The 17,859-nt window shown below is 69.2% G+C and carries 12 protein-coding genes and 1 tRNA gene; 8 read left to right on the top strand and 5 right to left on the bottom strand.

Features of this window, described 5'->3' with window-relative positions; genetic code table 11:
- The first annotated feature begins 265 nt into the window (after positions 1-265).
- The gene (locus tag JOF43_RS15215) at positions 266-766 is read left to right on the top strand and encodes a helix-turn-helix domain-containing protein (RefSeq protein WP_209903674.1); all 501 of its coding nucleotides are present in this window, start codon (positions 266-268) and stop codon (positions 764-766) included.
- Between the two features lie 251 nt (positions 767-1,017).
- A complete protein-coding gene (locus JOF43_RS15210; RefSeq protein ID WP_209903672.1) occupies positions 1,018-1,308 on the top strand; it encodes a DUF6036 family nucleotidyltransferase in 291 nt (96 codons plus the stop codon).
- Positions 1,309-1,509: 201 nt separating this feature from the next.
- Here JOF43_RS15210 and JOF43_RS15205 read toward each other — a convergent pair whose 3' ends face one another.
- On the bottom strand, positions 1,510-2,886 hold the full coding sequence (locus tag JOF43_RS15205; RefSeq protein WP_209903670.1) for an MFS transporter: 1,377 nt from the start codon (positions 2,884-2,886) through the stop codon (positions 1,510-1,512).
- Positions 2,883-5,300, bottom strand: coding sequence for a PEP/pyruvate-binding domain-containing protein (locus JOF43_RS15200; RefSeq protein WP_209903668.1), 2,418 nt, complete (start codon positions 5,298-5,300; stop codon positions 2,883-2,885). The genes JOF43_RS15205 and JOF43_RS15200 overlap by 4 nt, the downstream gene beginning before the upstream one ends.
- A gap of 129 nt (positions 5,301-5,429) precedes the next feature.
- On the opposite strand from JOF43_RS15200, the gene JOF43_RS15195 reads away from it, so the two are divergent.
- The 3 genes from JOF43_RS15195 (at position 5,430) to JOF43_RS15185 (ending at position 8,681) form a co-directional block, all read left to right on the top strand.
- Positions 5,430-6,044, top strand: a complete 615-nt coding sequence (locus JOF43_RS15195) for a TetR/AcrR family transcriptional regulator (RefSeq protein WP_209903666.1) — start codon at positions 5,430-5,432, stop codon at positions 6,042-6,044.
- Positions 6,045-6,436: 392 nt separating this feature from the next.
- Entirely contained in the window at positions 6,437-7,081 is a 645-nt protein-coding gene (locus JOF43_RS15190; RefSeq protein WP_209903665.1) for an NADPH-dependent FMN reductase, read from the top strand.
- A 37-nt stretch (positions 7,082-7,118) separates the two neighbouring features.
- Positions 7,119-8,681, top strand: a complete 1,563-nt coding sequence (locus tag JOF43_RS15185; protein WP_209903663.1) for an MFS transporter — start codon at positions 7,119-7,121, stop codon at positions 8,679-8,681.
- Between the two features lie 39 nt (positions 8,682-8,720).
- Here the strand turns inward: JOF43_RS15185 and JOF43_RS15180 are convergent, their stop codons facing one another.
- Positions 8,721-11,531, bottom strand: coding sequence for an ATP-binding protein (locus JOF43_RS15180; RefSeq protein WP_209903661.1), 2,811 nt, complete (start codon positions 11,529-11,531; stop codon positions 8,721-8,723).
- 700 nt (positions 11,532-12,231) lie between these two features.
- Between JOF43_RS15180 and JOF43_RS15175 the strand changes: the two genes are divergently transcribed.
- Positions 12,232-13,239 carry an IS1380 family transposase gene (locus JOF43_RS15175; RefSeq protein WP_209903659.1) on the top strand — a complete coding sequence of 336 codons (1,008 nt, stop codon included), beginning with the start codon at positions 12,232-12,234 and terminating at the stop codon, positions 13,237-13,239.
- Between the two features lie 985 nt (positions 13,240-14,224).
- On the opposite strand, the gene JOF43_RS15170 is transcribed toward JOF43_RS15175, so the two are convergent.
- Positions 14,225-14,297, bottom strand: a tRNA-Lys gene (locus JOF43_RS15170).
- 205 nt (positions 14,298-14,502) lie between these two features.
- On the opposite strand from JOF43_RS15170, the gene JOF43_RS15165 reads away from it, so the two are divergent.
- On the top strand, positions 14,503-15,333 hold the full coding sequence (locus tag JOF43_RS15165; protein ID WP_209903658.1) for a VOC family protein: 831 nt from the start codon (positions 14,503-14,505) through the stop codon (positions 15,331-15,333).
- A gap of 90 nt (positions 15,334-15,423) precedes the next feature.
- On the opposite strand, the gene JOF43_RS15160 is transcribed toward JOF43_RS15165, so the two are convergent.
- On the bottom strand, positions 15,424-16,935 hold the full coding sequence (locus JOF43_RS15160) for an alanine/glycine:cation symporter family protein (protein WP_209903655.1): 1,512 nt from the start codon (positions 16,933-16,935) through the stop codon (positions 15,424-15,426).
- A gap of 329 nt (positions 16,936-17,264) precedes the next feature.
- Between JOF43_RS15160 and ectA the strand changes: the two genes are divergently transcribed.
- A complete protein-coding gene (gene ectA, locus JOF43_RS15155; RefSeq protein WP_209903653.1) occupies positions 17,265-17,816 on the top strand; it encodes a diaminobutyrate acetyltransferase in 552 nt (183 codons plus the stop codon).
- Positions 17,817-17,859: the final 43 nt, after the last annotated feature.

Here is a 17,859-nt window from a genome sequence, read left to right as displayed (position 1 = left end):
GAGAGGATGCCCACCCACCCGGGAGCCGTACTCCCTTGACTGACGAGGCGCCGGGCGGCGCTCGCGATCGGTTCAAACGTACCCCGGAGCGCCGGCATTGTCAGGCCGTTGTGCGGTCGTGCGCACCAAGCGCGGTCAGTCAGCGACAGAGTTCGCTGGGCCCGATGTGGATCTGACTGACGACGTCATTCAGTTCGCCGATGGTTTGCCTCGTTCCGCGGCACCTCCCGTTGTGTTTGTGGTGTTTGAGGATACGATGGATGCCATGAACGACATCTGGCTGACCACAGGCGAGACGGCGACGTTGCTCGGCGTCTCGCGTCAGCATGTCGTAGACCTCTGCGACCGCGGCGAGCTCGTCTGCACGAAGGCCGGCACCCACCGCCGGATCCGACGCTCCGAGGTCCAGCGACTGTTCAACCCGCAGCTCACCCGCGAGCAGGAGAAGAGCCTGTGGCTGCACCGCGCGCTCATGGGTCACCTCATGCTCGACCCTCAGAAGGTGCTGCAGATGGCGACGGAGAACATCACGCGCTGGAAGCCGAAGCACCGCGCCGATGGCATAGCGATGCGTTCCCTGGAGCAGTGGGAGCAGGTACTCTCCGGCGGCGTCGACGTCGTCGTCGACGTCCTCACCGGATTGGACGAGGTCTCCAGCGACCTGCGCCAGAACAGCCCGTTCGCTGGTGTGCTCTCCGATGTCGAGCGTCGCCAGGCCCTGCGGTCATTCCGCGAGCACTGGGACCACGAGCACACGGCGGCATGAAACGGCAAGAGCTCGCGCACATTTTGCGGGCCGCCTGTGACATCACAGGAGATAAAGACATCCTCGTCATCGGTTCACAGTCCATCCTGGGCATCTTCGACGAGGACGAGCTTCCCCCACTGGCGACAGCATAGATCGAGGCGGACATCGCATTCCTCCACGATCCGGACCGCACCAAAGCCGACGACGTCGAAGGGGCCATCGGTGAGATGTCACTGTGTCATCGCCAGAACGGCGTCTACGCCGAAGGTGTGCACATCGACACGGCGATCTACCTGCCGAAAGGGTGGCGAGACCGCTTGATCAGCTGGCCGCTCAGATCGTCCGAGCCGGCCGACCCGCGCTTCCTGGATCCGTATGATCTCGCGATATCCAAGCTCGGAGTCGCACGCGAGAAGGACGTGGAGTTCGTGGCGGCGCTCATCAGTCAGGATCTTCTCGTGCTCGATGTTCTGCAGGAGCGAGTCGCTCTGCTGCCGGATGAGCACGCCGAGGTCCGACGTCGGGTCACCAGTTTTCTACGGAGCTGCCGCCATTGGTGAATGCCGTTGCTGTGGGCGGAGCAGGAAAAGAGATGCTGTCGCGCCGTGAGACCGGGCCAGGCCGTCATCTCTCCGAGCAGTACTCCCCTACGTCTACGCCGCAGCATTTTCGTGGAAGGTGAAGACGGCGACCGCGCGCTGAGCGGATGCCGACGGGTGGCGCACGTTGCCGATCCGTCGCCCGGCAGACAGAACAGGGCGTCAGCGCCGAGCACAGACATCTCGGGGTGGGGTGCCAGGGAGCAGCAGGGATACGAGGGCACCGAGAACCGCCACGGCGATCAGCACGACGAACAGCACGAGGAAGCCGTCCGGAGGTGACGGCGCCAGCGGGCCGGCCAGCAGCGCGGACCCGAGGATGCTGCCGAGGTAGCGGCTCGCGAAGAACACGCCCGTCGCCGTTCCGGTGTCGGAGTCCGCGACGTCGTGCAGGGCACCCAGCTGGAGCGGCGTCATCGACAGTCCGACACCGGCGCCCAGGACGGCCAGACACACCGCGAGGGCCACCGGTGGCCAGCTGCCTGCCCCCACGGCCAGCAGCACGAGCCCTGCGGTCATCACCCCGAGTCCTGCTGCTGCCGGGCGTCGGGGGCCCACCTTGTCCACCAGGCGACCGCCCAGCACCGCCACCGGCGCCGAGGCCACGGTCAGCGCACCCAGGACGAGCCCGATGGTGAGTTCCGTCCGGCCCTCGGCGTGCAGGAGCAGCGGCAGGGCCAGCAGCGTCACGTAGAAGGCGAGGTTCGACAGCGCGATCCCCGCCGAGGCCGAGGCGAAGCTGCGCACGGCGAACAAGCGCGGCTGGAGCACGGGATCCGCGCGTCGCGACTCGTACAGGACGAACCCGGCGGCTGCGGCGGCCAGGACGACCCATGCCAGGATCGCGGACACGCCGTGCGGCCCGAGATCGAGCATCAGGGTGAGGCCCACCAGCAGCGCCGACAGCCATACCCCGCCCAGCACGTCGAACCGTGGGGCGTTCCCACGATCGGCGCCGCGAGGGATCACCCACCAGCCCAGGAGGAGAGCCGCGCCGGTCAGGGGAAGGTTGATGAGGAAGATGGCCGGCCAGCTCCCCAAAGCGACCAGGCCGCCCCCGATGACCGGGCCGACGGCCGCCGCCAGCGGCAGCACGGCGCCCACGATGCCGAACGCGCGGCCGACCCGGTCCGGAGATGCCGTCGCTCGCATCAGCGCCATGGCATTGGGGGCGACCAGCGCACCGGCGACGGCCTGGCCGACCCGGCAGATGATCAGCATCCACAGGGCGGGGGCGATCACCGCCAGCGCGGAGGCCACGAACGCCAGGGCGAATCCCAGCAGCATGATGGGCCGTCGACCGACGCGGTCCCCGAGTTTGCCGGCCACCGGCTGCAGGGCGGCTGTCGCGATGAGGTAGGCCGTGACCAGCCAGCTCATCGAGGCGCTCGAGACCGCGAAATGCTCTGCCATCCCCGGCAGCGCCACCGCGATCATGGTCGAGTTCAGCGGTCCGACGACGGTGCCGCACAGGACCACCGCGACGATCAGCCGCGGCCGACCCACCGGGGCGGGTGCAGCGGCGTCGGCCGTGGTCATCCGGTGGGTTCCTCGCGTGGTGAGGGGACGGCGCCCGGTTCCTCGACGCTCGTCGTAGGGACCAGCGTCACCGTCCCCTCGTCGGCATCGACCACGACGCGCTGACCGTCGGACAGCGCCTTGGTGCCGTTGCCGGTGCCCATCACCGCCGGGATGCCGCGTTCTCGCGCGACGATCGCGGCATGCGACGCCACCCCGCCGGTGTCGACGACCACCGCCGCGGCGAGGTCGAAAAGGGGCGTCCAGGTCGGATTGGTGTACGGACACACCATGATCTCGCCGCGACGCAGGGCGGCGAAGTCGTCCTCGCCGCGGATGATGCGGACCGTCCCGACGGCGATGCCGCGGCTGGCGGTGGCCCCGACCACGGCGTCCTCGCGTCCGCGTCGTCGCACCAGCTCGGCGGGGATGATCGTGTACCCCTCCAGCGACCGCTCGCGTGCGGCACGGCGGTGCCCGACGAGGGTTCTCATCTCCTGCGGGGGCAGGGCCAGCTCCTTCCTCCTGAGGTACGCCACGTCCTCCGCGCTGTCGAGCCCACCGCGAGCGGCTGCGCGTCTGCCCAGTTCCAGCAGCACTCGCCGGGCCACGGCCAGCACCATCACCAGCTGGAAGTGGGAGTCCTCGCGGAAGGCGATCGTGGAGCGCGTGACGCCGACCAGGGCCAGGATCGGGCCGCGGAGGAGACGGGCGGCCGGCGAGTCGAACCGCTCGAGCTCGGCCCGAGCAGCTGACGCGCGGTCCTCCGTCTCCGAGCACTCCGGGTCCGGGTGGTCCGCGATGAGCCCGGCGATCATGGCATGGACGACGTCGGGCCGCTCCCGCAGCGGGGCGACGCCGAGGCTGAAGATCGACATCTCCCGGAACCCGTAGGAGGCCAGGAACTCCTCGATGCGCGCCCCGAGCTCACGCCCCTCCTCGCACGCACGCAGCCGGCTCGGGATCTCGTCCGTGCTGCTGTCCCGGTAGATGGTGCGCAGGGCGGGTGAGCGGCGGACCATGGCGGCGATCTCGGCGAGCGCCGTGTTCGACCGTGTCGTCACGCACGGAACGGCCGTGAGCAGGTCATCGAGGAGGCGTCGTGCCTCGTCGGGCCCGATGATCCGCCGAAGGCCGCTCAGCGCGAGGGCCTCGGCGATCGCCCCGCGCGGCAGGAGCGCGAATCGGCTGAACAGCCTGCCTCCGATGGCGCTCAGCAGCACGTCCATCCGGCCCAGCAGGTCGGAGTCCTCCAGGCGGCTGGTGTCCTCCCGATCGATGCGCTCCACCAGGGGGAGCAGCTCGGCCGTCACCCATTCCCGGTACCCCGCGACCGGCGCGCACAGATGCCTCAGGACGGCGGGCATCGCCCGGGGAACTCCGAGCACGGCGCGGACCCGGGGCCGCAGGGCGGGCGGTCGGATCTGCACCACCCCGTCGTCGATCTCCGTGAGCACGTCCTCGGGATGCACGGTGGACAGGCCCGCCGACCGCAGGGCCCGCAGGATCGCTGCGAAGACGGGCCGCACCAGCAGGTCCTGATCTATCGGGAAGGGAGGGTAGGGCATGTGGTCCATGGCCATCTCCCAGTCCGGGCCGCGCCCGCGTCCTCGCGAGGTCCTCGCCGGCTCCGGGGGCACGGCCGTCAGCGGTCGGGCCTGCACCAGCTGGTAGCCCTGCGGGGTGTACGTCCATTCGATGTCCTGCGGGGAGTCGAAGGCCTTCTCGACCGCTTTGCCGAGGCGCACCAGGCTCCGCTGCCGCGGAAGGGCGGGCGCGCCGTCGACCTGCCGCAGGGTGCGCTTGGCGATGGTGCGACGCTCACCCGTCTCCTCTCCCGACACGAGGGCTTCTCCCAGCCCGTCGACCGACTCGACGAGCAGATGCCGACGGTCGCCGGTGACGGGGTCGACCGTGAACATCACCCCCGCCTTCTCGGCGTCGACCATCTGCTGGACCACGACGGCCAGAGCGAGATCGTCGTCCACGTGACCGCTCCGCTCCCGGTAGGAGACGGCTCGCGGCGTCCACAGCGATGCCCAGCAGTCCCGGACCGCGGCGATCAACGCGTCCTCCCCGGTGATCCCGAGATAGGTGTCGTGCTGGCCCGCGAACGAGAGGTCGGCCAGGTCCTCGGACGTTCCGGAGGAGCGCACGGCGACCGCGGGACTCCCCAGAGCGGCGTACGCGGCGCGGATCTCCTCGGCGAGTCCTTCGTCCATCTCCATCTGCGCGATGCGCCGGTGCTTCTCCTCCGGGGGGAGGTGGGACAGGCCGGCCGCAGAGACGGAGTCGCGGTAGGCGGCGGTGGTCACGACGAATCCGGGGGGCACCGGGAATCCGTGGCCGATCAGCGCCCCGAGCCCCGATGCCTTCCCGCCGACGAGATCGTGATCGGCGGCTCCGGCTCCGAGCTGCACAGTGTGGGAGGACACGCGACATCCTTTCCAGGAGGTTAACTTCATCGAACAGTGAAGTTAACGTACAGCACGCCGCCGGGGCCTCGGAAGACGTCCCGCCGGATCGGGCCGTGGGAACCTCGCCGGCCGGGTAGATTCGTCGCGATGGAGACCTCGGCCGAGCACAGCGGACCCGCGCGACGGCGCGGCCGGTGGCGCACCGGCGCTCAGAGCCGTGAACGGATCCTGGAGGCGGCGAGATCCTGCTTCGCGCAGCGCGGCTACGACCGTGCGACCGTGCGGGAGATCGCCGGTGCGGCCGGGGTGGATCCTGCGATGGTCCACTACTTCTTCGGGAGCAAATCGCGGCTGTTCGTGACCGCGATGGAGTTCCCCCTCAATCCGCTGGACGAGATCGCCGAGGCTCTGGACGCCGATCCCGAGGAGCTCGGTGGCCGGATCGTGAGGCGCTTCGTCGAGAGCTGGGACGCGTCGCCGGGCGCGGGTCCGCTGGCGGCATTGCTGCGCTCCCCCGGCGACGTGCGCTCGGAGACGATGTTCTCCGAGTACATCCGACGCGAGATCGCGGCCCACCTGATCCCTGCGATCTCGGGCGAGGACCCGGAGCTTCGCGCCGAGCTCATCGGCAGCCATCTCATGGGTCTGGCCCTCAGCCGATACGTCCTCGGTCTCGAGCCCCTCGCGTCCGCGACCCCGGAGACTCTCGCGTCATGGATCGGACCGGTGATCCAGTACTACCTCGCCGGCACGACGCCATGACGATGTGCGGTCCAGCAACCGTCCGTCGCCGTTCAGCCGGCCGACGAACTCGTCGCCGACCCACGCGCGGCTGACCCAGCAGGTCTTCGAAAGGTAGCGCCCGGATCGGCAGACCCGCGGCCCCCAGGACCCGAGCCTGCACCGGGTCGGCAGCAGGCTCGTCGTCGAGCTCCGGAGGGTGGTCGACCCCCTCTCGAGCCGTGCACATCACGGGGGCAGCTCGACGCCGAAGCGCCCTGGTGGTCGTTCCGCGATTCCCAGGCCCAGGCCCTGGGCCGGACGGCATGAGAGGCAGCCATCGGCGGGACCGCAACGTTTCCAGTACGTCGGCACAGCGCACCGCACGCACCATCGGTATCGACCGTTGACATCTTGAGAAGGAGTCACCACAGATGACCTCCCGCGCCCTTCCCGCCGAGCAGACCTCCGCCGACCGAGCCGTGGGCGTTCCCGTACGGATCGCAGTGATCGTGGGCAGCATCCGCGCTGACCGCTTCTGCCCGACACCGTCGTCGTGGATCGCCGAGCAGGCCCGCACGCACGAGGACGTCGAGGTCGATCTGATCGATCTGGCCGACTACGACCTGCCCGTGGTGCTAGGCGGCAACGACGAGAACGCACCGCAACCGGAATCCGTGATCGACCTCGGGCGTCGCCTCGCGCCCGCTGATGCCTTCGTGGTGGTCACTCCGATCTACAACCGCTCCTACCCGGCGTCGTTGAAGAACGCCATCGACTGGTATTACACCGAATGGCAGCTCAAGCCGGTCGGTTTCATCTCCTACGGCGGGATCACCGGTGGCCTGCAATCCATCGACGCGTTGCGCAGTGTGTTCACCGAGTTCCACAGCGTTCCACTGCGTGACTCGATCATGTTCGCCAACTTCTGGCAGAGCTTCGACCACGACGGGCGACCCCTCGACGTCGAACGCACCTCCTCTCGCGCCGACGGCTTCCTCCGCCAGCTCATCTGGTGGGCACAGACCCTATGGCAGGCCCGCACCGACCGCCCGTACCCCTTCGTCGAGTCCGAGTGACCACCCTCCGTACGAGGATCTCCAGGAGCTGACCCGCATGACGACGAACGGTTCCCCCCACAGCACGTCGCCACCGACATGGCGTGAATGGACGGCACTGCTGGTGCTCGCACTGCCGTTGTTCATGATGGCCACCGATTTCACCGCGATCTTCCTCGCGATGCCCTCGATCGCCGCGGACCTGGCCCCCTCGACGCCGCAACTGCTGTGGATCGTGCACATCGGAGAGCTGATCGCCGCCGGTCTCGTGATCACGATGGGGTGGCTCACCGGCCGCATCGGCCCGCGCGCGCTGCTGCTGTGCGCGATGGCCCTGTACGCGGTGGCGTCGGCACTGGCCGCCTTCGCCCCCGATGCCGAGACCCTGCTGGCCGCCCGGGTGCTGATCGGACTGGCCACAGCGGCCGCCTCCCCCGCAGGGATCGCGCTGCTGCGCTCGCTGTTCCGCAGCTCCGAGCATTTCGGCATCGGCTTCGCCGTGGTGATGGGAGCCTTCTCCGTCGGCGGAGCGCTCGGCCCACCCTTGTCCGGTCTGCTCCTGGAACACTTCTGGTGGGGTGCTGTCTTCCTGGTCAACGTCCCGGTGGCCGCCGTGGCGCTGGTCGCAGGGCTGCGGCTGTTCCCCCGCACCGGTGAACGGACCACCGATCGGATCGACATGACCAGCGTGGTGATCTCGATGACCTCGGTCATGCTGGGGGTCTACGGGCTGCAGAACATCGCGGACCGCGGGCTCTCGGTCCCCGACGCTCTGGCCGTGCTCAGCGGCATCGCCCTGGGGTGGTGGTTCCTCCGGCGGCAGCGGCGCATCGACAACCCGCTGCTGGACCTGAACCTGTTCTCCCTAGGCGTCCTGCGCGTCCTGGCCATCGTCTTCGTCACCTCGCAGGTCGCCTTCATGGCTGTGGATTTCGTGCTCGTGCAGTATCTCCAGGTGGTCGCGGGCATCCCGACGGCGACGCTCGGACTGGTGCTGGCGGTCCCGGCGACCGGCGCGATCATCGCCACCGCGCTGACCCCGGCCCTGTCGCGCAGGTTCGCCCCGTCGACCGTGATGACGGCAGGAACGGGCATCGCCGTGCTGGGAACTGCCTTCCTCCTGGTCTGCCTCGTGGCGTCGGCGGTGACGCCTCTGCTCGCCGTAGGGATGACGTTCGTCTCCTTCGGGGTGAGCCCGCCGATGGTGGTGGGCGCGCAGCTCATGGTCACCTCGGTGACGCAGAGGCAGGCCGGTCCGGCCGCCGCGATCCAGGACATCGCGGCGAGCCTCGGGGCGGCGGTGGGGATCGTGCTCCTGGGCAGTCTCACCATGTCCGTCTTCCATCGGATGCTGCGAGCCGCCGCCCCCGACGCGGTCGAGCGCCCCGCCGTGGACGCAGCCGGCGAGAGCCCCGGCGGGGCGGTGGCGCTCGCCGAGAGCCTCGGCGGCACGGTCGGGCAGGAGCTGCTCCTGGCGACACAGGTGGCTCTGACCAGGGGAACGATCGTCGCCTACCTCGGCGCCCTGGTCGTCGGCCTGGCCACCATGGTGATCCTGCGGGGACTGCGGGGCGTCGACCTTCCCGCCGAGGACGGGACGACGGCTCGGCGCCGGTCGTAGGCATCGCCCCGTCCGGAGGACCCCGTCACGGCCGCGAGCTCACCGCCTGCGGCGCGGATCGACGTCGCCCTCGGGGCGGGCGATCATCGACTCGACCTGGTCGGCGAAGCCCAGTCCGTGCTGGGACGCGACCTGCTGGGCCAGGGCGCGGCCCTCCTCCAGCCGGCGGCGCGCCGACGGCAGGTCGCCGGAACGCAGGGAGCTGATCGCCCCGACGATCCTCCAGTAGGCCGCCTCGGACCAGAACCCCATGTCCTGGCAGATCTCCAGTGCCCGTTCCGCCGCGTCGGCGGCCCGTTCGGCGTGGCCCTCGACCTCGGCGACGCAGTACTGCACGCCGACCACGAGCGCCAGGCCGTACCCGCGATCGCCGACGGCGCGCAGCACGCTTTCGGGGTCACGGCCGTCCGGCAGTCCCCGGGGCGGCTCGCCGCGGTCCATCACGATGACCCAGTCGCGCTGGCACGCGGCCACGGCCGCCTCCCAGTCCATACCGCGTCGGATCAGGAGATCCACGGCGTCGTCGACGAGTCGCTCGCCCTCGTCATGCAGATCCGCCGCGAGGTACGCCATGCCCGCGAACCACTGCACCTCGGCACGTGCCGCCGCATCGTCGCCGAACTGTGCCAGTGCAGCAGTGACCCGAGCGCGGGCCTCCTCGCCGCCGGCGCCGAGGTCGAGCGCCGCGGCCAAGGTCGTCGCCGAGGCGAAGGCTCTGTCCCGGGGGCCGGGAAGCGCGGTCGCAGCGGCGAGGTCGCCGTGGAGGTCGGCCTGTCTGCCGCTCATCCAGGAGTACCAGAACGTCCCCAGGACCAGCGCCACCGCACGCTCTCCGTCCTGGGAGCCGACGGACTCGTGGAAGGCATGGCGCACGGGGACGCGTTCGGCCTCCATCCGCATCAGCCAGTCGCGCTGAGCAGATCCTCGAAGGCCGCGATCGGCTCGCCGGGCCAGATCGAGATAGTGATCCAGGTGGCGACCTGCGACGGCGTCACGTTCACCGGCCTCCGTGAGCTTCTCGCCCGCGTAGGCGGCGATCGATTCCAGGAGACCGTAGCGAGCACCGGCCGGGGTGGAGATCATCGTGACCATGCTGCGGTCGACGAGGCTGGTGAGAGCGTCGACGACCTCTGCTCGCTCCGCCGACGTGCTGTCGCGGTTCTCGGACGGGTGAGCGCAGATCGTCTCGGCCGCCTCCAGCCCCATCGCGCCAGGATGGACCGCGAGGCGACGCAGCACTGCGCGCTCGGTCTCGCTGAGCAGCGACCAGCTCCAGTCGATCATGCCGCGCAGGGTCTGCCGGCGCCGCGGCACTCCGTGGCCGGGACGGCGCAGGAGGTTGAGCCGATCGCTGAGGCGTTCCAGGAGGGCGTCGACGGTGAGCCCGCGGAGGCGTGCGGCCGCCAGTTCCAGTGCCAGGGGCAGCCCGTCCAGCCTCCGGCACAGCTCGGTCACAGTCGCCGTGCTGCCCCCGTCGAGCACGAATCCCGGGTCCGAGGCGCGAGCGCGCGCGACGAAGAACTCCACCGCCTCCGCAGGTTCGTCGTCATCACCTGGTTCCGTGCTGAGGGTGCCGACGTCGTCCCGCTGCTCCTCCGGCAGCCCGAGCGGTTCGCGGCTGGTGGCCAGCACCCGCGCGCCGGCGGCGTGACGGAGGAGTTCGGCCACGAACGCCGCGACCTCGGTGATGACGTGCTCGCAGTTGTCCAGCACCAGCAGCGCCGCTCGCGACCCCAGCGCCTCACCGACCTGGCCACGAGCGCTGCCCTCGGAGAATCGTCGGGGCAGGCTCAGGACGGATGCCGTCAACAGAGCGATGCGCTCACCGGACCCGAGCTGCTCCGAGGGCGTGGGGGTCAGCTCGGTCAGGTCGATGAACCAGACCCCGCGTTCGAACTCGTGTGCCCGCGCGCGGGCGAGGTGCTGCGCGAGGTGGGTCTTGCCGACGCCCCCGATGCCGGTCACCGTCACCAGGCGGGATGAGGCCAGCAGTGTGTCCAGCTGGTCGAGCTCGTCACGGCGGCCGATCAGGGGTGCCGTCTCGGCCGGCAGGTTCGTGCGGGCCAGGGCGCTGGCGGGAAACTCCGGTGATTCGGAGAGGCTCAGGGCGGGATCCTGGCGAAGGATCTGGGCGTGGAGTTCGCGAACCCGGGGGCCCGGATCGGCTCCGAGATCATCGGCGAGGTGGTACCGCAAGGCCTCGAACAGCTGCAGGGCTTCGTGCTGCCGTCCCACCTGATACAGGCTCAGCATCACTCCCCCGACCAGCCGCTCCCGGGAGATATATGAGTGCACCGCACCGTTGGCGAGGTCGATCACCTGCTGGGGTTCCCCCACCTCGACATGCGTCTCGACGAGCAGTTCGATCGCGTCGCCGCGGGCCTCCGTCGACGCCGCGATGGCCGGTTCCAGCCACACCTCGTCACGGACATCACCGTAGGGCTCTCCCCGCCACATGCTCAAGGCCTTCCGCAGCGCCTCAGCCGTCTGCGCGGGAGTGTTCAGATTCCGTGCACGCCTGACAGCGACTCTGAAGCATGCTTCATCGACGACATCAGGCTCGACGGCGAGCCGGTATCCGGCGGGCGTGCGTTCCAGCAGCTCACGCGCACCAGGCAGCGCCGAATCGAGGAGCGTGCGCAGGTGGGAGAGCTTCGCCCGGAGCACGCTCCGGGGGTTTTGCGGAGGGCTCTCACCCCAGAGACGGTCGATCAGCACATCGGCGGAGACCGGTTCCCCCTCAGCGGTGACCAGAGCGGCCAGCAGAAGACGCAGCTTGCGCTCCGCAACCTTGACCGGGACCCCCTCGGCCGTGGTGAGCCGAACCGGGCCCAGCACCTCGATCAGCATGGCCCCATCGTAAGCCGCGGGGCGGGTCCCTGCCCGGTCGGCATCGCGGGATGCAGAAACGCGGGCGGCACATCGGGTTCCACGTCGATCCGGTTCGACGACTACCGCGTGAGAGACCTTTCCGCGCCGACACCGAGAATGTTCGTCGGCTCCGGTCGCGTAGTCGCCGCAGACCTCGGCAGCGTCTCCGTGACGCACGCCTGACACGCAAGAGCGCCCCGACACCACAGGGTGTTGGGGCACTCTCCTCGTATCAGGCCGTCAGAATCGAGTCGGAGTGCCGGGGGCTCCCATCGCGTCGAGGATGCCTTGGACCGAACCCTCGCCGGGGCCGACGATGATCCCGAAAGGGACCCTTCCAGTCGAACGGTCTCGACCCCGAGGCTAGCCAGCGTGACGGGACACGCCCTGGGATCGCGACGAGCGAGAGGGATGGATGTTGTCGGACATTCCGAACCCGTGCGAAGTGGAATCACGCGGATGCTCCCCGACAGGCCGGAGCTTCGTGAAGACGCGGCACTGCGCGCGCCACGAACGTATTGCGGTGACCAGGGGCCATGGCTCATGGCATCCACTGGCCCGGCCGGGTCAACGTGGCCTGCGGTCCTCGGCATCACCACTCTGCCCGTCGACACCGATCGGGCGATCGAGGTACCAGTAGGCGACGCTGGCTATGTCGTCGTTGCGCTCGAAGAGACCGTTGTCCCAGTCGGGCCTGCTGGCCGGCGCCGGACAGGTGGCCTACCTGGATGTCGATGACACGATCCGCGCCACCCACGGGTATGCCAAGCAGGGCGCCGGCTACGGCTACAGCGGCGTCAAAGGACTCAACGCCCAGGTCGCCACGCTCTCGACCCCGCTGGCGGCGCCGGCGATCACCGGAATCCGGCTGCGCAAGGGCTCGTCCGCTTCCGCTCACGGGGCCGCCAAGCTGATCTCCGAGTCCCTGGCCACCGCGAGACGTGCCGGGGCCGGCGGTCTTGTGACGGTGCGGGCCGACAGCGCCTACTACCAACAGAGCGTGGTGGCCGCCGCCCGCCGCGGCGGAGCGCATTTCTCGCTCACGGCCCGGATGAACCCGGGCGTGGTCGCGGCGATCTCCCGGATCCCCGAGGACGCGTGGGTGGGGATCAAGTACCCACAGGCGATCTGGGACGAGCGTGAGCAGCGCTGGGTCTCTGATGCCGAGGTCGCCGAGATTCCCTACACCGCCTTCACCTCCCGCAGACAGGACCAGCACGTCACCGCCCGATTGATCGTGCGGCGCGTCAAACGCCTGGACCCCACCGGTGGTGGGCAGGACGAGTTACTGGCCGCCTACCGTCACCACGCGGTGTTCACCGACTTCCCGCTCTCGATGCTGGACGCGGAGGCCTCCCACCGTGATCACGCGATCGTCGAGCAGATCATCGCCGACCTCAAGAACGGGCCGCTGGCACACCTGCCCTCCGGGGTCTTCACCGCCAACAGCGCCTGGACCGTCCTGGCAGCCATCGCCTTCAACCTCACCCGCGCCGCCGGCGTGCTCGCCTCGAAGCTCCACGCAAAAGCGCGGACGGCCACGATCCTTGCCCAGCTGATCGCGGTGCCAGCCCGGATCGCCAACCGGGCCCGCTCCTGGCGACTGCACCTACCGCGGAACTGGCCCTGGCAATCAGGCTGGGAAGCACTGTTCGAGGCCACCGAGAAGCTCCCTATGACAGCGTGACCTGCAGCCCCTGCCCCGACGAGAAGGAATCGACAGTGGAAAGGCCGGGCAGACCGGCAGCTACCCCACGCCATTCACCAGAACCGCCCGTGGATTCCCTCCCGAACCTCCCGCGAAACGCACTCAGAATCCGGCCGGCGCATCCAGGCTGAGACGACCCGAGGACACGCTGACCGTCGGAAGGAACTGATACACGGGTAGGTTCCCTGCATCAGTCCCTCACCCGCAACGCCTAGGATCTTGCTCCCTAACCAGTGGCCAGGGTAGCTCAGCTTTGTCTAAGCGAACCGCTCGGAAACTTGAAGATAATCTTCCCTCACGAGCGTCTTCAACTCCGTCTCGATTCGTCCCCGCAACTCAGGGCACTCTGTCCCCAAAGCTGTCGATGCGTCACGCCAGCGGTCCGCCTCATAGAGCCAGACGGGCCGAGTGAGGATTTCCGCTGGCTCCCACTCATACCGCGGCCATACGTGGGCATGGATCATCGCGTCGGTGTTGCCGAGGACCTCTAGGTTGATTCGTCGAAATGCTGGGTCTAGGGAACGACATGCTCTCTCGACTGCGGTCGCGAGGAGGTCAGCGTCAGCTAGGAAATTGACCCGCTCGAGACGCGGCATGTCACCCAGTGCGGAAGACGTCGGGTCTTTGCCTAGCAACACGCAGTATCCGGGCAAGAATTGCACGTCACCGATGACCGCGTAACCGGCGCGAAGTTCTGCCAGGACCGTTGGGTTCTCGCCTCGTCGTGCAGCACCGATCCGATCATCACGCCAGTCCATACGGCCGACCGTACCGGTCCCTCACAGCGAATACCGTCAGATTCGGAGAGTCGATCGACACTGAGCCCGGCAGATGCTCGATATCCTTGTCGCCGGGGAGCAATGGCCCACGGCTCCACCCGCACAGCCGCGTTGCTGTCAAACCTGCTGTCAACGCCACCCCAGAGACCTCCCCCTAGCGGAAACTTCTCCGGCCTGACCAGCAGTGGGCCCGGAGGGGATCGAACCCTCGACCCGCGGATTAAAAGTCCGATGCTCTGCCAACTGAGCTACAGGCCCGTGCCCGTCGCGCGGGCCAGACCATTCTAGCGGCGCGGGGCGGGGCCGAACGACTCCTCGCCTCGAGGTCTCGCCCCCGGGAGCGGGGCGGGAAGAGCGGGAGCAGAGCGCGACTCGGAAGTGCCCTGCACCTCGCACAGGGCTACCGTGACCTGTGCCACGGGCGCCGGTCCGTGTCGCGGCTGCACCCCGACGAAGGAGCGACATGACCGAGCCACGCACATACCCACAGGGCGTCCCCTCCTGGGTGGACGTCGAGACCGATGACATCGAGTCGACCACCGATTTCTACGGCGAACTGTTCGGGTGGACCTTCACCGAGGCCACGCCGCCGCAGGCCGAGTTCCACTACCTGATCGCCCAGCTCGACGGCCAGGATGTCGCCGGAGTGGGCGGGCCCGTTCCGACCGGCGGCCCCTCCCCCGGCTGGAACACCTACATCGCTGTGGACGATGCGGACGAGACGGCCGGCCGCCTCAAGAAGGCCGGCGGTCGGATCCTCCGCGAACCGGCCGATGGTGGCCCCGGTGGCCGCTCGGTGGTCGCCGCCGATCCGGCGGGGGCTGGGTTCCGACTCTGGCAAGCTCGCCGCCGCCTCGGCGCCCAACTGGTGAACGCCCCGGGGACCTGGAACTTCAGCGATCTGCGCGCTCCGGACCCCTCCGCCGCGACACGCTTCTACACAGAGGTCTTCGGCTGGCAGACACAGGATTCCGGCGCCGCCATCCTGCTGCGTCAGCCCGGTTACGGCGAGCACCTGCGCACCACCATCGATCCGGACATCTATGAGCGCCAGGCGGCCATCGGCGACGACGGCAGCTTCGCCGACGCGATCGCCTTCGCCTCACCTGCCGCCGAGAGCGAGGCCCCGCACTGGCACGTCAGTTTCGCAGTGGCCGATCGTGACGCGACCGCCGCCACCGCGCAGCGGTCGGGCGGGACGGTGCTCTCCCAGGAGGAGGCCGATTGGGCACGGACCGCGGAGCTCCGCGGTCCGGGCGGCGAGGAGTTCACGATCAGCCAGTTCCTGGCCTGACACCGCGCGGACGACGCCGGGGAGGTGGCCTCAGCCCCGTCTCCCCGGCGTCGTGCGTGCATGGAGCATGCTGAGCGCCCGCTGTCGGGGTCAGTCCCGCGCACTCGCGAGCTCGCGCTCGCGCTGGTAGTCGCTGACGTCCACGTCCTCCCAGACTTCGACGTTCTTGATCTCCGGCAGGTCCGAGGCCAGGAAGATCGGGTCCAGGCCCTGTGCCCGCTGGGCGTTGTAGTGCCGCAGCAGCTTCACGGCCGTCGGCGCCAGCAGCGCGATCACCACCAGGTTGACCAGGGCGATGAACACCATGCTCACCCCCGCGATGGTCCAGGCCAGGTCCACGGCGATCACCGAGCCGATGAACACCAGCCCCGTCACCGCGGCGCCGAAGGCGAGGTGCCAGGCGCGCTTCGAGGTCAGGAAGTGCATGTTGGCCTCGCCGTAGGAGAAGTTTCCCAGCACCGAGGTGAAGGCCAGCAGGAACATGATGATCGCCAGCAGGATCGCGGCCCAGGCACCGAGGTTGCTCGACAGCGAGTCCTGCACCATCGTCAGACCCTCGCCGCCGGTGGTGACGTCCGGGAAGGCGACCAGCACGATGAAGGCGGTGATCGAGCAGATCAGCAGGGTGTCGAAGTAGACCCCAAGGGTCTGGACCAGGCCCTGCTTGACCGGGTGGCTCACCGACGCCGTCGCGGCCACGTTGGGGACCGAGCCCATGCCGGCCTCGTTCGAGAGCATGCCGCGCTGGACGCCGTTGACGATCGCGGCGCCGATGCCCCCGCCGATCGCGGCCTGCGGGGAGAACGCCTCGGTCACGATCTGGGTGAGGACGCGCGGGAGCTCGCCGAGGTTCATGCCCACGATGACGATGCCGAGCACCAGGTAGATCACGGCCATGATCGGCACCATGTTCTGGGCGACGTTCGCCACCCGGCGCATGCCGCCGAACACGATCACGCCGGTGAGGACCGCGAGCACGACGCCGAGGACGACCGGCAGCCAGGGCAGCTCCGCCGGGTCGGTGTAGACCGCGACCGCGCCGCTGACGGCGTCGACGATCGTGTTGGCCTGCAGCGAGGTGAAGGCGAAGGCGAAGCAGAAGATGAACAGGATCGCGAAGAACACGCCGAAGCCCCGACTGCCCAGACCGCGATGGATGTAGAAGGCGGGACCGCCCTTGTAGGTGTCGTCCGCGCGGGTCTTCCACAGCTGGGCGAGGGTGGACTCGATGAAGCTGGCCGCGCCGGTGAGCATGCACATGATCCACATCCACAGCACCGCGCCCGGACCGCCCAGGAAGATCGCCCCGGCCACACCGGAGACGTTCCCGGTGCCCACGCGCGCTGCAGCGGAGATGGAGAAGGCCTGGAACGCGCTGAGGGACTTGGTGCGCTCGGTGCGGGCGCCGCCGTCGTCGACCTCCTCTCGCTGCGCCTTCTGGGTGATCGCGCCGAACATCGCCGGGATCATGCGGAACTGCACCGCGCCGCTGCGGATCGTGAAGTAGAGGCCGAGCACGATGACCACGGGCATCCCTGCCCATGTCCACAGCCAGCCCTCCGCGTTTCCGAGAAACTCGTTCAGGGTCTCGAGAGGAGTCATGGCCCCGACGATATCGACCCGGGCGGCCCGGATCGTGGCCATTCGCAGCGCCGGGGCCCGGATTAGACCCTTGCTCCTCGCGCGCGCGAGGCGTCGTGCCCCGCCGCACACCGCTGTGACGCACCCCACACCCGCTCCGAGAACCTCCACCGGACCAGCCCTCCTGCGCCCCCGAAGCACCAGGTCAGCATGAATAGATCGGGGTTGTCGGACAATCAGGCTGTCGAACCCCCGGCGATCACGTTTGCGTCACGACACTCCGAGGCGAGACCCGCTCAGCGGGGTCCGGGGTCCACATTCGTCGCCGCTCTCGATAGCGTTGAAGCGTTATGGCCCAGCTGACAACCACGTCCGATGACCGCCCTTCGACTCGTGAGACCGCCGAGACCTCGGTCCCCGGCTTCGAGATCACCTCCCCCACCCGTCATCAGGGCGCCGACATGTGGCGCGTGGCCCGGGACAGCGGGACGCTGGACCTCAACACCTCCTACGCCTACCTCCTGATGGCGCGGGACTTCGCGGGCACCTCCCGCGTCGCGGTCCAGGACGGCGAGGTCGTCGGCTTCGTGCTCGGCTATCGGCGTCCCACCGACCCCGAGTGCCTGTTCATCTGGCAGATCGCCGTCGACACCTCCCTGCGCGGCCGCAAGGTCGCCGCGCAGTTGCTCGACGCGCTGGTCTCGGACCTGTCCGGGGTGCGCACCCTGGAGACCACCATCACCGCGGACAACGCCGCCTCCCAGCGCCTCTTCGCTTCTTTCGCGGAGCGCCATGGCGCCGACCACCGCATCGAGCCGCTCTTCGAGGAGTCCGACTTCCCGGACCCGGGGCACGGTGCCGAGCTGCTCCACGTGATCGGGGAGCTGACCCCCGGCTCCTGAGCCCCACCCCGCACGATCCGTCCCGGCGGGCGCTTTCGCGCGC

The organism is Brachybacterium sacelli, from assembly GCF_017876545.1.
Taxonomy (GTDB): Bacteria; Actinomycetota; Actinomycetes; order Actinomycetales; family Dermabacteraceae; genus Brachybacterium; species Brachybacterium sacelli.
Note: the sequence above shows the minus strand (reverse complement) of the source record. Positions and strands in the feature narration are given on the sequence as shown.

Bases quoted from the DNA above. Each gene is read 5' to 3' on its own strand.
- JOF43_RS15195 (WP_209903666.1), top strand. From the start codon at position 5,430: ATGGAGACCTCGGCCGAGCACAGCGGACCCGCGCGACGGCGCGGCCGG.
- JOF43_RS15185 (WP_209903663.1), top strand. From the start codon at position 7,119: ATGACGACGAACGGTTCCCCCCACAGCACGTCGCCACCGACATGGCGT.
- ectA (WP_209903653.1), top strand. From the start codon at position 17,265: ATGGCCCAGCTGACAACCACGTCCGATGACCGCCCTTCGACTCGTGAG.
- JOF43_RS15165 (WP_209903658.1), top strand. From the start codon at position 14,503: ATGACCGAGCCACGCACATACCCACAGGGCGTCCCCTCCTGGGTGGAC.
- JOF43_RS15190 (WP_209903665.1), top strand. From the start codon at position 6,437: ATGACCTCCCGCGCCCTTCCCGCCGAGCAGACCTCCGCCGACCGAGCC.
- JOF43_RS15180 (WP_209903661.1), bottom strand. From the start codon at position 11,531: ATGCTGATCGAGGTGCTGGGCCCGGTTCGGCTCACCACGGCCGAGGGG.
- JOF43_RS15160 (WP_209903655.1), bottom strand. From the start codon at position 16,935: ATGACTCCTCTCGAGACCCTGAACGAGTTTCTCGGAAACGCGGAGGGC.
- JOF43_RS15215 (WP_209903674.1), top strand. From the start codon at position 266: ATGAACGACATCTGGCTGACCACAGGCGAGACGGCGACGTTGCTCGGC.
- JOF43_RS15205 (WP_209903670.1), bottom strand. From the start codon at position 2,886: ATGACCACGGCCGACGCCGCTGCACCCGCCCCGGTGGGTCGGCCGCGG.